Here is a 15524-nt window from a genome sequence, read left to right as displayed (position 1 = left end):
AAGTTGACGTAAGTGCTTGAAATACTTGGTATATAAATTGCAATGCATTTTACATGCCATCTTTTTATGTTTTGTGAAAAAATATCGCAAAATTTTAAAACCATGTTTGAACGGCTTCAAAAACAGTGAAACTTTAGATTTATATGAAGTCAATATATTAAAAAGCCCTTTGACTTTCTCCTTTTTCCGTTTTTTATCGCCATAAGTTTCACTTAAGTCAATTTCCTGTTCTTTTCCGAAAAACAGAAAATCCGGCACATCCGCCTGCTTGTTGGGATTTCGCGAAAATCCGTCTGTATAAAGCACCTTGCCGGCATCATTTTCTTTATCAAGGCAGTCAAAAAGTCCGCCGTTTAAAAACGGTATGTCTTTAAACAGAGCAATTGCTTCTTCAGGTTTTATTGTAAACCCGGCAGCATAGCGGAAAAGGTTTTTAACACCATATTCGCTTATTTTGAAATCGTTCTTTCCTTCCTTGGCAAAACTTCTTTCACCCATTTTCTGGTTTAGCGTTCCGAAAAAAAGATTCTGAAGTATTGCCTTGTAATAAGAGTTCGAGGATTTACTGTTAAAATCCTTGAGGATTTTTTTCAGTTCGGTTTCATCGAAAAGTACTTCTGAGACAAGGCTCTTTTCCTTGATAAACCAGATAAAAATAATTCTTGTTATAAGCCGGATAAGATTAGTAGCATTTCGGACATCTTCATTTTTCTCAACATCATCCGGAAAAGAAACCTGTTTCATTGCCCAGAAATACCAGTTTGAAAGCTCCCTGAAAAACCGTTTGTTCAGTTCTTTTGTATCCAGCGTTTTCTGCCAGGCATTGTGAAGCTCTATAAAGTTGGTGAATCTGTTTTTCTTGTGCAGTTCATCAAAGGAAAGATCAAACAGAATTTCGATATGCGCCCGGTGGGGATTTTCTATCCGAATATCTTTGATTAGCGTGACTTTTTCAAGGACATCTTTGCTTTCATCTTTCTTGTGCAACCTGCGATTGGTAACGGAGAGCGTAAGAGAGCCGCCGGTCTTAAAAAGAATCATTACCGGCATGGGGAAAAGGCGGTTTACTTCGCGGGTGATACGGCTCAGTTCGGTCCTTGAATATTGGTTATTACTGAGTTCAATGGCAAAGAACAAATATGTTTCTATAATCGTTCGGTCTTCTTTACCATCAGGCAGTTTTATTATCACTTCCTTCTTGAAAAGTGTTTTGTCAAAATGCAATTCTTCTTTGGATAATTGAAAAAGCAAATCAACATACTTCCAGTCCTCAAACAATACTTTATCTTCACTGAATTTTGAATCAGTTCCAGCAAACGATTCTTTAAAGGCCGCGGGACAGGGTTTGTCGAGCGGCGCCTGGCGTTCGGTGTTGTAGCCGAGAATATTAAAAAGTTCCAAAGACGCGGTTGTGAGATCTTGTTTATTGAACGACTGAATCGTATTGCGAATCTTTTCTTTCACCCCTGCGTCATTCATTACCCGCTCCTTTTAGAACTTCCCATTTGCCTTTTTTTGTAGCCCCGCTATGTTTTAGTTTACCTTCTTTTTTTAATTTTTCCAGATGATATTTAACCCCATCTGCGGTGATTCCAATCTTTCCCGCTAATTCCCCGCGAGTAGTATAAGGATTTAACCGAATTAAGCGAAGCATAGTTTCTTGGGTAGTTTCTTGGGTAGTTATCTCTGAACTTTCTGCCGCCTTGGGAAATACAGCTTTTACGAAAGAGGACATCAGTTCATATTGTGCCTGCGGGACGTTTGCCTCCTTAAGCGACAGGCGTATTCTTTCAATCCCAGTCCCCATTTTTTCAATATAATCAATTCGCTGAAAAAGGTTTGCAATGCCGGGGTTTCTAAGCATGCTGATTTTCCCGAAGTTTTCGGGAGTCAAACCTTTCACCAGTCCGCCAGGGTTAGTGATTTCAATCCGGTCTTCAAAAATTTCCACAATTACATTTCCACCTTTCTCAAAATAATCCCGGTGGACAACGGCATTGATCAGCGCTTCACGGAGCGCCTCATAGGGAATCTGGGGAACTTCCTTCCGGGCCGGCTCGCCCGTGAATTCATAGCGGACAGGCAAATACTGCTTGATAAAGTTCATGGACAAATCAACGCTGGAAACGAGGTCGGAATTGTAGTCTTTTCTGTCGAGTACGGTTGCTTTTGTTTTTCCCTGATAAAGAGCGCAGGTCACGACGGTGTGGTAATAAAAGTCATTCAAGTTTTTAGCGAAGAAAAGAGGAGCCAGATTGTTGTAGAATACCCGGCCTTCCTGAATTTCGCCTATTCCGAGGTTTTTATACAGAAGATACTTGTCCAGCACAGGGCTGATCCCGGCCTTTTTCAGGAAACCTTCAATTTTTTCATGGTTTATATCATTGTCTCCAAAGTCACGTTTTATCAGCTCATCATAACGAACCTTGCCTTCTGCCTGTACAAAGGAGATGATCTGGTCACGACTCAGCTTTTGGGCATTCGGTCCGGTTCGTGTATAAAACCCGCTTGAACATTTATATGGCTTATCAGTGCCTTCCCGGACATGAATAATAAGAATATTCTCAAATTCTTCAAGTATAATTTTTACAGCCGGATCGCAGTTGTTGGCAATATCCTGAATCCGGCTTTTCAGCGAGTTATTGAGAAAGATTCCTCTGACTTTGGCTTCGTCTGTAATTCCCAGAAAGATTCTTCCTCCGGAAGCATTCGCAAACGCCGCCATTTCCCGGTCAAGATCGGAAACCCGCTCCTTGAATTCAATCCGGTAACCTTCACCTTCCTCAAGGATAATCCTGAGTTCTTCTTTGGTCATGGGCATAATTGGTTTCCAGTTTTCTTTACCCTATTTTATCACCAGCCAGGTAACAAGCTCGAAATTATTCATATCATTTACCTGTTTTGATTTTGGTATCAGTAATGCTCCCCGATCGGTAGTCAGCTTATGGGCGCTTCGCTTTTTAAATACACGACAGATTTCGTCAATAGCCTGGCAAAGCAGATCAGTATATTTACCCATATCCTTTCCCTGGTTTGTTTCGGAATTAAACATCAGGCAAAGTTCGTCAAAAGGTGCTTTTTTGCCCTGGCACAGCAGGCGATAAATTTCCAAAATCTGTTTTGCATTGGTATAATTAAACCGGACGATGCCGTCTTCCCGGATATAAACCATAAAATAAGGCTGTAAAGGGTTTATCTCTTCATTGCCGCCGGTATCACCTTTTTGTTTCAGGCAGTAAACCACACCAGGTTTTATTATATCTTTTTCTGCTGCCAAAAATCGATTCAATTCCATATGGTGTGAATTTGCGCCTGAAGGTGCGGGGGCTACAGCATATAAGCCGAACGGAGCTTCCTGCAATTTCTTCCTGTTATTCTCCATAAAGTTTGTAAGTTCAATCCTGAAATCATCAAGAGTAAAATCGGTAAGAGAGACACTTTCACTCATATCTTCCAGATCAAGCACCTCATCTTTTAATTTTTTCAACTGCCGGTTTCTGAATTTCAGGTCTTCTTCAATCAGCTCTTCAATCTGAGCGGTGTTTAAGATATTGTCTTCTCCGGTTGCGGTGACATCCACCAAAGCCATGCGAGCCTCAACGCGCTCTTTCAGGTTGATATAGTTGTCAAGGTCTTTTGTCGGCCAGAAATTTACAAGTTGAATCCGGGTGTTTCTGCTGCCTATTCTGTCGATACGCCCAAACCGCTGAATTATGCGGACAGGATTCCAGTGAATGTCGTAATTGATGAGATAATCGCAATCCTGGAGGTTCTGTCCTTCGCTGATACAGTCTGTGGCAATCAGAATATCGATTTCGCCTTCCTGCGGCATCGATTTCATCTTTGTCCGGTTCTTTGCGATGGGTGAAAAGTTTGTAAGGATATTAGAAAATTCGTTTCTCCCGAATGTGGTCTGCGTGAAGCTTCCGCCTACCAGAGCAATGTCCAATCCCAGGTCTTTCTTGACCCAATCCTTTAAGCACCCATGAAGATAAAATGCGGTATCCGCAAAGGCGGTGAATACAATTACTTTTCTGTTTTCTCCATTAAGCGGCAGATTGACTTTTTTCTCTATAAGTTTTTTGAGTTCCTTCAGTTTTGCATCCCGGTCAGGCGTTACGGCAACGGCCGTATTATAAAGCTCATTTAAAGCTTCCCTGTCTTTTTCAAGATCGTTGAGCCAATCATTAAGACAAAGATCAGCCAGATCGAATTTAAGTTTCCCGACCCGCCACTGCTCCTGATCATCGCCATTTTCCTCGAGTTCGTCTTCATCGGGCTCCAATGCTTCTAAAGCTTTCTCCTGCCCCCCGTTTTGTAATTTCAGAAATTTATTGATTACTGCTTCAAGCTTTTCAATTTTCCGAATTGTTCTGTCCATTGAGATTTCAAACGATTCAATTGAGCTTTCAAGCCGCTTTAAAAAATTTATCTTCATCATCCCGATGAGGTAGTGCTCGCGCTGAATCTGCTTGAAGGGAAGCCCTTGTGTTCTTGCCCGCTCCTCATATTTCTGCTTCTCTTCATCTTTTACATAAGCAGAAGGATTGAATACTGAGAGTTTATATTTCAGGATTTTTTTGTTCAGGTTATCGTAGGTGAAGAAGCGGTCTTTGATGTCAATGTTCGGATAAATGGAATGCGGTTTTAATCTTTCGGGAAATTTTCCGATCGCTTCGATTTTGTAAAAGCTTTTGATGTGCCTGCGGCTTCGGGCAATAGTCAATTCATCGAGCAGTTTGAAAAAGGATGAATCGAGCTTTTCCAGAAGCTGCCTGACCGACCGGTCACGATTTTTTTTCGGATCAGCCCAGACTGTAAATTGAGTTTGGGCATTTTTAAGTGATTGGGCAATGTCTTTAATCTGCGCGCTATCAAAAAGAGCGTCGTTTCTGCCTTCGGTAATAAGATGTATCTGATTACGCAGATCCCGAAGGTTGTTATTGACGGGGGTTGCGGAAAGCATAAGGACTCTCGTCTTCACACCCGATTTTATGATTTTTTCCATCAGCCATTTCGCGCGGTTCATTTTTTTGGCGCCGTCGTCAGTGGTTTTATCCATGGGATTTCCGCGAAAGTTATGGCTTTCATCTATCACCACAAGATCATAAGCGCCCCAGTTAAAGTTTTCTAAATCGATTCCGTTTGTATCTGACTTGCCAGATACCCTGCAAAGATCCGTATGATGAAGTACCGTGTAATTGAATTTATCTTTTGCAAAGGGATTTAAAGCATTACCCATCACGGATTGAAAAATTGTCCAGTTGCCTGACAGCTTTTTGGGACAAAGTACTAGAACCCGGAAATTGAGCAGTTCGAAATAGCGGATTATTGCCAGCGCTTCGAAAGTCTTGCCCAGACCTACGCTGTCCGCAATAATACAGCCGTTGTGTTTTAAGATTTTATTGATTGCGCCCTTAACTCCGTCTTTCTGAAAGTCGTAAAGCATATTCCATATTTCGCTTTCAAAAAAACCTGTGCGCTCATTAAGCAAGCCGCCTTTTTCCTGCTCATCGAGATATTTTTCAAATATGCAAAAGAGTGTTTTAAAATAGATGAATTCCGGCTCATTCTCGACATAAAACTGCTCAAGATATCTTAAGACACGTTCTTTTACATCTTCAACAAGGCCTGTATCATCTTCCCATAATTCATCGAACCAAGCTTTTAGATCTGAGCGGTCACGGTCGCTATCCACAACAAGATTCAATTCGATATTATTGTTTCCACCAAGTCCGAGACCGTTTACCGTAAAATTTGAACTTCCGACAATCGCCTTTTCAATACCGCTCTTCTGGGTTATGTGATACATTTTGCCGTGCAGAAAATTGGGCTTTACCATCGACCTGATTTCCGCTTTTTGCTCAAGCCATTTTGCGCATTCAACCGCAACCGCTTTCTGTATCAGGCGGCTTTCAATGGGAATTACTATTTCATCATCCTCGATTCTGAAACCACGCCTGTTTGTTTTAGCCGGGTCTATCGATTTAATAAAGGCAGGTTCGCCGAAAAGAAACCTGAGATGATTTATCCGGTCAAGCTGATTTTTTAACTGGTTATATGCATAGATGGTAAAGTAGGCGGAAACTATGGACAAGTCTGATTCAGGTGAAATATTATCAATAAAAAACTGGCCTACATTGCCACGGCTGTGGTTATCTCTTATAGATGATCGGATTGAAGCAATGTTTCCCATTAATCATAGATCTCCACGTGATTTAGAAAAGATAATTTATAGAATGGAACCGACGTTGTTTGAATAACATAACATCTTAAATTGTCAAGAAAATTGATAATTAATCATACAAAAGAGAAGAGAAACCCAATTTTTTCTGTATTATCTCTCCTATTCGTTTGAAATCTCGGTGAAAGAAACTCGATTATTCTTGACAAATATCGCAATTATTAATAGTAAATCGCATAAGCTTATCAATAAATGAACCCATAAAAAGCCGTTGCTTTTTTATTTATCAAAACAATAAATTATTGAAAGGAGAAGTTAACTGATGTCGAATTTGATACCACCTCATGGCGGAAAAGGCCTTACTTGCTGCTTACTTGAAGGGGCAGAGCTGGAAGCTGAGAAGAAGAAAGCTCAGGGACTTAAAAAAGTTGATGTTTCCCCACGTGAAAACGGGGATTTGATTATGATGGGAATCGGGGGTTTCAGCCCACTGACAGGTTTTATGACAAAAGCTGACTGGAAAGGAGTTTGTGAAAATTTTCTTCTTGCAGACGGCACATTCTGGCCCATTCCTGTTACTCTTTCCGTTACTCAAGCTGATGCGGACAGCATTAAAGTCGGGGATGAAATAGCCCTTAATGACCCTGAAACAAAAGAAATTATGGCTACAATGAAGGTCACCGAAAAATTCGAAATGACCGAAAAAGATAAAAGATTTGAGTGCGAAAAAGTTTATATGGGCGAAGGCACCAAAACAGCTGAAGAGTTCTGGAAAATCGCAGAACAGGATCACCCCGGAGTACAGATGGTTATGCAACAAAAAGCTATTAGTCTTGCCGGTCCTGTAAAAGTTCTGAGTGAAGGTGAATTTCCTGTAAAATATGCAGGAGTTTACATGAGACCTGCCGAATCCAGAAAGATTTTTGACGAAAGAGGATGGAAAGAAATAGCAGCATTGCAGTTAAGAAACCCCATGCACAGATCGCATGAATATCTTTGCAAGATAGCTGTTGAAGTATGTGACGGCGTTTTTATTCATTCGCTTGTAGGCAATTTAAAACCAGGCGATATTCCGGCTGAAGTTCGTGTAAAATGTATTGATGCTCTTGTAAAGAATTATTTTGTAGAAAAGAATGTTCTTCAGGGCGGCTATCCTCTTGACATGCGTTATGCAGGTCCAAGAGAAGCCCTTCTTCACGCAACTTTCAGGCAGAACTATGGTTGCTCACGCATGATAATAGGCCGCGACCACGCAGGAGTCGGCGATTTTTACGGCATGTTTGAAGCCCAAACAATTTTTGACAAAATACCTCATCCTTCAGCACCCGGCAAAGCACTTCTTTGCAAGCCGCTCATGATCGACTGGACATTCTATTGCTTCAAGTGCGATGGCATGGCGTCTCACAGGACTTGCCCGCATACAAAAGCAGACCGTGTTATATTGAGCGGTACGGCTCTTCGCAAGGGGTTGTCAGAAGGCACACCGATTCCGGATCACTTTGGCCGCGATGAAGTATTAGTGATTCTTAAAGAATACTATGCCGGTTTAACGGAAAAGGTTGAAGTGAAACTGCATGGAGCAGCTATAGGTAAATAAGTTTATATATAAAAGATTTTACATAACAAAAAAGGGAGATGCTTTAATGCGTCTCCCTTTTTTTTATTCTTTTTAATTTTTTTAATTTTTTTAATTATTTCCTTTTGTACAAACAGCTTTAATTATTGTCTGTTGCTGTATTCTGCATAGCCAAGAGCAACCGTTCTGTATACAAGATGTGCAAGTTCGGAAAACGGCAGGAAGGCAAAAAGATTAAACACAAAAATAAGATGGATAAAATAAAGAGCATAGGAAATTCCGGCCATGTGAGCAAGTCTTGTAATTTCGGTCAGCATTCCGGTAAGGCCCAATCCCAGGACAAGCCCTATAAGATACCAGTCTTTATAACTGCTTGTCTGATCTTTTTTATTCAATCTGCTTTGAATCATAAGGCAAGCGCCTGCAATAAGTGCGATTCCGCTTATATTTGCTAGCCATTTAACAGGATTAAGCTGTGAATAGGGACCTTCTATATGAAGAATGTATAAAAAGACACAGAATACACCTGTTACAATAGCAAGGCCGATAAATGAGAATAAAACCATTTTATGAGCCGTGGATCTGTCTTTATTTTCACCGCACTCATCAAATTTGTCGTGTTTTAAAATCATCGGAAGAACTTTTACAATAGAGGATAAAAATTCCTTTATATCCAAATCTTTTCTGTTCGTTTTTCCGTTCATTACAGCATCCTGGTGAATATCATTTAAAAAATTTTTTACGCCAAAACCCAAAATAGCAACAGCCCACAAAGAAAGAGGGATAAAAGTCATATCCACAAGCCAGGTGGAAAAGAACTTTGTATGAGCAATCTCTCCCGGCTCCGGTGAGAAATTAAGCAAACCGGTAGCAAGTCCGAGAACAATGAATATAACAGCAGGAATAATAATTAATATCGGCAGTTTTTTAGGATCATTAACAATCCTGCCAAGCGCCTTTGGAACAGCATATTCGGAAATTGCAATCGAACGTAATGCTCCAAGCACATCACCGGGTCTTGCGCCACGAGGACACTTTGTGGAACAATCTCCGCAATTATGGCAAAGCCATATATCCGCACTTTTAACAACCCTGTCTTTAAGTCCCCAGGATGCGGCAATCATTTCCTTACGGGGAAATGGTTTTGTTTCAGGTGAAATAGGACATACTACAGAACAGGTTGCGCATTGAAAGCATTTCTTCAATGTATCTCCGCCAAGCCCAACAACTTCATTTATAAAGTTAATATCAGGCTCAATCAGATATTTATCAGTCATGCTAATACCTCCTTAACAATGGAAATTCTATTTCCATATTAATATCCCCCGCATTGAAATGCGGGGGATAAGCAAATATCAGAAACCCTTAAACGGGTTAGGTCCAAGACCCTCAATTATTTCTACAAAATCACCTATAATCTTTGGAATCTTGTCATATTCATCGATTGCAACTTCAAACTGTGCAACCCGTTCGTTTTCAAGTGAAAGGCTCTGTAATGCTTCGCCTATCTTTTTCATTCTTATACTGGCAAGCTCGCTGCCTTTTACGAAATGGCATTGATAGTCATCTCCATGTTTGCAACCAAGAAGAAATACTCCATCCATACCTTGTGAAAGAGCGTCTTTTATCCATATAACATTAGTTGATCCAAGACATCTTACAGGAACAATTCTGACACAAGGTGAATAATTAAGTCTGTTCATGCCTGCCATATCAAGAGCAGGATAAGCATCATTTTCACAAACAAGCCCAAGAATTCTAAGCGGTGGTTCATCAAAGTCATCTTCGGAAGGAACGCCTATTGCTTTTACCATAGATCCAACACTGTCAATATTATAATCGGCAAAACCAATAATACGTTCGGGGCATGCACCCATGCAGGTTCCACAGCGTCTGCAACGGGTTGGATTTGGTTTTGGTGTTCCTTTTTCATCATCATCCAGGGCACCGAAAGGACATTCTTCCGTGCAGCGTTTGCACTGAGTACATCTCTGGAAGAAAAAGTCGGGAAACGTCATATCGCCTGATCTGGGGTGAACTGAAACACCTCTGTTCGCAGATTCAATACATTGAATTGCTTTTAATGCTGCTCCTGCTGCATCTTCAATCGTTTCTTCCATAGTCATGCTTCTTCTGATGCATCCTGCCGCATAAACTCCGGTTCTTTGTGTCTCATAAGGAAAGCATATGAAATTTGAATCGGCGTATTTATCAAAAAGATCTATATCACGGAAGCCGGGACCTTGTCTGTATGCAAGGTTGATAACAGGATCATCGGCTGTAACAGGCACCATACCTGTGGCAAGAACAACCATATCAGCTTTTACCTGAATCTTTTCTCCAAGTAGTGTATTATCGGCTTCAACGATCATACCGTTGCCATTTTTCGAAACACTAACGACTTCTCCCTTGGTTAAGAAGATACCTGCATCCTGCTGTAGGCTTTTGTAAAAATTTTCCATGAGACCCGGTGTACGCATGTGCTGATAAAATATATAAGCTTTCCCATCAGTATAATCTTCACGGACGTATTTGGCCTGTTTGAGTGAAACAAGGCTTGTAACAGATCCGCAAAATGCGAAGTCATTATCATTGCCACCTTGTCCCGGGCTCTGAACAAATACAACGGATTTGGCTTCTTTTCCATCTGAGGGGCGCGTTATCTTGCCTTTTGCAGCAATTTCTTCAAACTGGACATTTGTGACCACATCTGGAATTGCTCCAAATCCAAGATGAGCAAATTCATTTTCTTCGGCCTTATAAGGTCTCCATCCGGCGGTCAGTATAACTGATCCGAATTTCTCACCATTTGGATCAAATGAAAGGATATCAACCCTGCCCTCATTATATTCCTTATATAGTTCGTTTAACTTGTCTTTTTCATATTCTTTTCCGCTTTCGTCCACTTTCATTTCAGCAGGCAGTGGAAAAGGAACATCAAACTCAATCTTTTCACCGGGTTTTTTTAATGTAACCGTAAAATCTCCGGGCTGACCCGCTATACGGGCAACAACCGTGTTTGTTTTAACAGTTATATTAGAAAAAGACTCAAGCTCTTTAATCTTACCGGAAATAATTGGAGGAATTATATTCTCAAACGGGTCTTCTACAGGAAGCTGCTTTCTAACCTTTGCAGCGTAGCCGCCGATAGCGCTTTCTTTTTCAACAATTGTTACTTCGTACCCGGCTTTAGCTGCATCAAGTGCCGCAGATATTCCGGCTATTCCGCCGCCGATAACCAAAATTTTTCTGCAAAAGGTATCAAGCTTATAAGGTTCGGGAAGTGTAATCTTCTTTGTTTTAATTACACCCATCTTCAAATAGTCTTCGGCCATCATCTGAGTATGGTCTATCCCATCTTCGGCATTTTTCGTACTTGGATGAGTCCATACTACCTGTTCTCTCAAGTTAACACGATCAACAAGACAGCCGTCAAATCTGAAAACATCAAAATTTACACGGCGGGAGCAGGCTCCTATCACAAGGGCATTAACACCCTCGGCTATGTCCTGCTTTAATAATTCAACTCCTTCCTTGCTGCAAAGAAAAGGATGTGTTTTAACAATGCCAACACCTTCTGATTTAGGAATTCCGCTAAGCTTATCTATATCCAGAGCTTCTCCGATCCCGCAACCAGTGCATATATATACGCCATATTTCTTATCCATGATAACCTCCTACCTCCTCACCAGGGTTTGAATAGCCTTTAGGGCCATACCGGTAGCATTCTGGTTTGATGATACCACGTCGGCAGGCTTGTTAGCACATCCTGCAGCAAACATTCCGCCTTTCTCAAAATTATTGATTATGAAACCATCTGAATTGCAATTAAGTTCAGCAGGCAGTTTGCTTATTGCATTTGTTGGTTGCATACCGGTAGCAAGAACAACCATTCCAACATTCTGTCTGATCTTTTCACCGGTTACTGCATTTTCAGCAACCACAGTGATATTATTTGTAGCAGGATCTTCACTTACTTCCGCCACTTTGCCTTTTATAAAAAAGATCTTGTCGTCTTCTTTGATCTTATTATAAAATTTTTCATATCTTAAGCCGGGAGTTCTTAAATCTATATAGAAAATATATATATTAGCATCCGGATATTGCTCCCTGATATAAGTTGCATGTTTTAATGACGCCATGCAGCATACATAGGAACAATAAGGCAGATGGTTTTCATCTCTTGACCCGGCGCACTGGACAAAGGCAATGCTTTCAATTCCTTTGCCATCAGATGGACGAACAATTTTCCCCTTTGTAGGACCATTTGGAGATGCATATCTTTCAAGAATCATGTTAGTAATTATATTCGCATGCTTTCCAAATCCCAGATTATCTATTTTGTTTGCATCATATGGAGTCCAACCGGTAGCCCATACAATTGCTCCGACTTTCAGATCAATCGTCTTTGCTTCCATGCCAAGATCAATTGCACTGTATTTACATGCAGCTACACATTTGGCGCACTCGGCACCCAAACATGTGGAACCGTCGATCACATATTTCATTGGAAATGACATCTCAAAAGGCCTGTATATAGTCTTTGAATTGTCGAGACCGAAGTTAAAATCATTTTTCCTTTCAACAGGGCAAACCTTAACACATTCATTGCAAGCCACACAATTATCGTTAACATATCTGGGACTTATCTTAATTTGAACATCATAGTTCCCGGGCTCACCTTCAACTTTTTGGACCTCTGCCAGTGTAATAATTTTAATTTTTGGGTTATCTTTAATCCTTCTGAAATTGATTTCAAGACCGCAGGTCGGAGGGCATAGTTTAGGAAAATACTGATTTAACTGCGCTACCCTTCCGCCCAGATAAGGATTTTTTTCGACCACCAAGACCTCATAGCCCACCTCTGCAGCCTCAAGGGCAGTGGTTAAACCGCTTATTCCGCCCCCGACGACCAAAATACTTCCACTAGCAGGAGCTGCTTTGTCTGCTGTCATGCTATCCCTCCGTGCTTATTAAAGTTAGTATAATAATAATCAAATAAAAAAAAGTAACACCCTTTAAGACGATATCCTTAAAATTCAAAATAACCAGCTTTTAATAACCAAATATCCAAAAGCTTAAAGATTTTATTTCAATTAGTTTTGGTTACAGAAAAAGTCAATCTTTTTTAATATAAAATCCTTAAGCTCACGGATATTTTCATCAGGATATCGTCTTATTATTTCTAAATCACTGTCTAAACTTAATAAAAACCTCCAGGCGTCTTTAGACACCTGGAGGCTTATTCAACTACAACGTATACATATAAAAGAATTAATCAGGAATGATCTTGATGTAATCTTTCTTGAATACGCTCCATTCTTTCTTTGCCGGGTCATACTTTGAATTTACAAAGCAGAACCAGTTTGCGTCATCCTGTCCGGGATAGTCTGCCTGATAGTAGAATCCGGGATAACGTGTTTCCTTACGGAACTGGATATGGCGCAGATGTGCTTCAACTGTCCATATACGATGATTAATTTCCCATGCTCTCATAAGTTCATGGAGATCACCGGCACCAAGTTTTTCACAGTCTTCGCGCATTGTTGCAAGAAGATCCATTACGATCTCAAGGCTCTTGCTGCTTGTCTGATAGTATGTGGCTGTTCCTGCGCCGTATTCATGAGTGGCTTTCATAAGTCTTAAAGCCATTCCTGAAGGTTTGATATAATTGGGATTAATATCAACTGCTGTCGTATAGTTGCAGTTATCAAGAAATGTCCTTACCGGCTTGTAAATAAGGTCAACCAGTTCTTTTGCACTCTGTTTGATGGCTGGTTTGAAATCGGCATGGTCGCGTATGAATTTTGCCATTTCTTTTGCCACCATCCGGCCTTCAGCATGTGAACCTGAAGAGAACTTGTGGCCTGAGCATCCAACGCCGTCACCGGCTGTAAAGAGACCTACAACAGTAGTCATGCGGTTATACACTTTTCCGGCATCGCCCCATTTGTAGCTTGCGGGAACCCAGTCGTAATTCGGACCTGACGTCCACATGCCGCAGCAGCCTGAATGTGATCCAAGCAGATACGGTTCTGTGGGCATAACTTCGGAATTTTTCTTTTCAGGTTCGCAGTCCTGAGCACACCACAGGTTTGCCTGACCGCAGGTCATATCAAGGAAGTCTTCCCATGCCTCAGACTCAAGGTGTTTGAGCTCTTTCTTGTCCATGGTTTTTCCAAGATTGGCAAGAGCCGTAACCGTATCCATCATGATCGGGCCGCGTCCAGCCTTCATTTCAAACAGCATGAGGTGGTTACGCAGACAGGTAGGTGTAACGGCAGCAGTCCCATAAGGAGCATATTTCTGGAGTTCTGCTTTTGCTGCATCGCCTCCAGCAAAATCTTCGCCAAGACCGTTTAATGTTTTAGCCTTGAACAGAAGGAACCATGCACCAACCGGGCCATAACCGTCTTTGAAACGCGCCGGCGTGAAACGGTTTTCCATCATTGAAAGTTCAGCACCGACTTTCATACACATTGTGTATGTTGATCCTGCATTCCATACCGGATACCATGCGCGGCCTTTGCCTTCACCAACGCTTCTCGGCATGTAAATATTAACAGCGCCACCGCATGCAACCATCATGGTTTTGCATTTAATGATATACACTTTGTTTTCGCGAACTGAAAAACCTACAGCGCCTGCAACCTGATTCGGCTTGTTGGCATCAAGAAGAAGCTCAACAATGAAGCAGCGCTCAATAATGTTGTCTGTGCCAAGAGCAAGTTTTGCGGCTTCTGCAACGATTCTCTTGTATGATTCACCGTTGATCATTATCTGCCATTTACCTGTGCGGACTGGCTCTGCGCCGCTTTTTAACGAGCCGGCAGCAAGACCCTTCTTGCCGTCGAGGTTTTTGCCTTCCGCAGTTTTTTTCCAAACGGGGAGACCCCATTCTTCAAAAAGATGAACCGAATCATCGACGTGACAACCAAGATCAAAAATAAGATCTTCACGCACAAGGCCCATAAGGTCATTACGGACCATTCTTACATAGTCATCCGGCGTATTCTTACCAATATATGTATTTATAGCTGAAAGGCCCTGGGCAACTGCACCGCTTCTCTCCATGGCAGCTTTGTCACAAAGTAAAATCTTTGCATCAGGAGCCCATTTCTTTACTTCAAAAGCGGCTCCGCATGCAGCCATACCGCCGCCTACTATAAGAATATCCACTTCGCGCTCTTCAACTGCCGGATCTTTGACGGCCTTTGTTTCACCCAAAGGTTTATTAGGTAATGCCATATTAAATCCTCCTTAAGAAATTTTTTTCATCGTTATTCTTTTAAATTTAAGCTAACCAAACCTGTTTATTTTGCAGGTGTCGGAAGTACGCGCCCATCAACTTCTTCTGTTGCAAGAAGAGCACTGTCAAGATCTTTTCCTTTAAGGCCTAAATAGGCATTAGCCTGACCTTCGGGAGTTGTTCTTATGGGGAACTTAAAACGTTTAACAAGACCATTCCTGAATTTGCAGGTCCACATAACGTCTTCTGTACCCATCATGGGCATAATACTGCTTCCAAGAGGTACAAAATCAGAATAGCCGCGAACTTCAATTGCCTGGGTAGGACATATTTTTACACATGAAAAGCATTCCCAGCACTGATCCGGCTCTTGATTATAAGCCTTCATCGCAGTTGGATCAAGAACCATAAGGTCATTAGGGCAAATATACATACATGCTGTTTTGTCCCCGCCTTTGCAACCATCACATTTTTCAGCAATTACAAAAGATGGCATTTATCATCCCTCCTATTGT

Annotated in this window: 9 protein-coding genes; 1 reads left to right on the top strand and 8 read right to left on the bottom strand. The window is 41.3% G+C overall.

The window, feature by feature from the left end; all coding sequences use genetic code 11:
• The 3 genes from VXK47_RS08900 to VXK47_RS08890 form a co-directional block, all read right to left on the bottom strand.
• Positions 1-1479: hypothetical protein (locus VXK47_RS08900; RefSeq protein ID WP_435548423.1), on the bottom strand; the 1479-nt coding region annotated here is incomplete at its 3' end.
• Positions 1472-2821 carry an ATP-binding protein gene (locus VXK47_RS08895; protein ID WP_435548422.1) on the bottom strand — a complete coding sequence of 450 codons (1350 nt, stop codon included), beginning with the start codon at positions 2819-2821 and terminating at the stop codon, positions 1472-1474. The genes VXK47_RS08900 and VXK47_RS08895, both read right to left, overlap by 8 nt.
• Before the next feature lie 24 nt (positions 2822-2845).
• Positions 2846-6196 (bottom strand): helicase-related protein, encoded by a 3351-nt coding sequence (locus VXK47_RS08890; RefSeq protein WP_435548421.1) that lies wholly within the window; start codon positions 6194-6196, stop codon positions 2846-2848.
• Between the two features lie 310 nt (positions 6197-6506).
• Between VXK47_RS08890 and sat the strand changes: the two genes are divergently transcribed.
• A complete protein-coding gene (sat, locus tag VXK47_RS08885) occupies positions 6507-7781 on the top strand; it encodes a sulfate adenylyltransferase (RefSeq protein WP_435548420.1) in 1275 nt (424 codons plus the stop codon).
• A gap of 122 nt (positions 7782-7903) precedes the next feature.
• On the opposite strand, the gene qmoC is transcribed toward sat, so the two are convergent.
• The 5 genes from qmoC to aprB all read right to left on the bottom strand — a co-directional run bounded on the left by qmoC (position 7904) and on the right by aprB (position 15505).
• On the bottom strand, positions 7904-9037 hold the full coding sequence (gene qmoC, locus VXK47_RS08880) for a quinone-interacting membrane-bound oxidoreductase complex subunit QmoC (protein ID WP_435548419.1): 1134 nt from the start codon (positions 9035-9037) through the stop codon (positions 7904-7906).
• A gap of 78 nt (positions 9038-9115) precedes the next feature.
• On the bottom strand, positions 9116-11428 hold the full coding sequence (locus VXK47_RS08875; RefSeq protein ID WP_435548418.1) for an FAD-dependent oxidoreductase: 2313 nt from the start codon (positions 11426-11428) through the stop codon (positions 9116-9118).
• A gap of 9 nt (positions 11429-11437) precedes the next feature.
• Positions 11438-12715 (bottom strand): CoB--CoM heterodisulfide reductase iron-sulfur subunit A family protein, encoded by a 1278-nt coding sequence (locus VXK47_RS08870; protein WP_435548417.1) that lies wholly within the window; start codon positions 12713-12715, stop codon positions 11438-11440.
• Positions 12716-13034: 319 nt separating this feature from the next.
• Positions 13035-15008 carry an adenylyl-sulfate reductase subunit alpha gene (gene aprA / locus VXK47_RS08865; RefSeq protein ID WP_435548416.1) on the bottom strand — a complete coding sequence of 658 codons (1974 nt, stop codon included), beginning with the start codon at positions 15006-15008 and terminating at the stop codon, positions 13035-13037.
• 65 nt (positions 15009-15073) lie between these two features.
• Entirely contained in the window at positions 15074-15505 is a 432-nt protein-coding gene (gene aprB, locus VXK47_RS08860; protein ID WP_435548415.1) for an adenylyl-sulfate reductase subunit beta, read from the bottom strand.
• Positions 15506-15524: the final 19 nt, after the last annotated feature.

This window comes from Desulfobacterium sp. N47 (genome assembly GCF_051233685.1).
Lineage (GTDB): Bacteria > Desulfobacterota > Desulfobacteria > Desulfobacterales > RPRI01 > RPRI01.
This window is presented reverse-complemented; position numbering and strand designations above follow the sequence as displayed.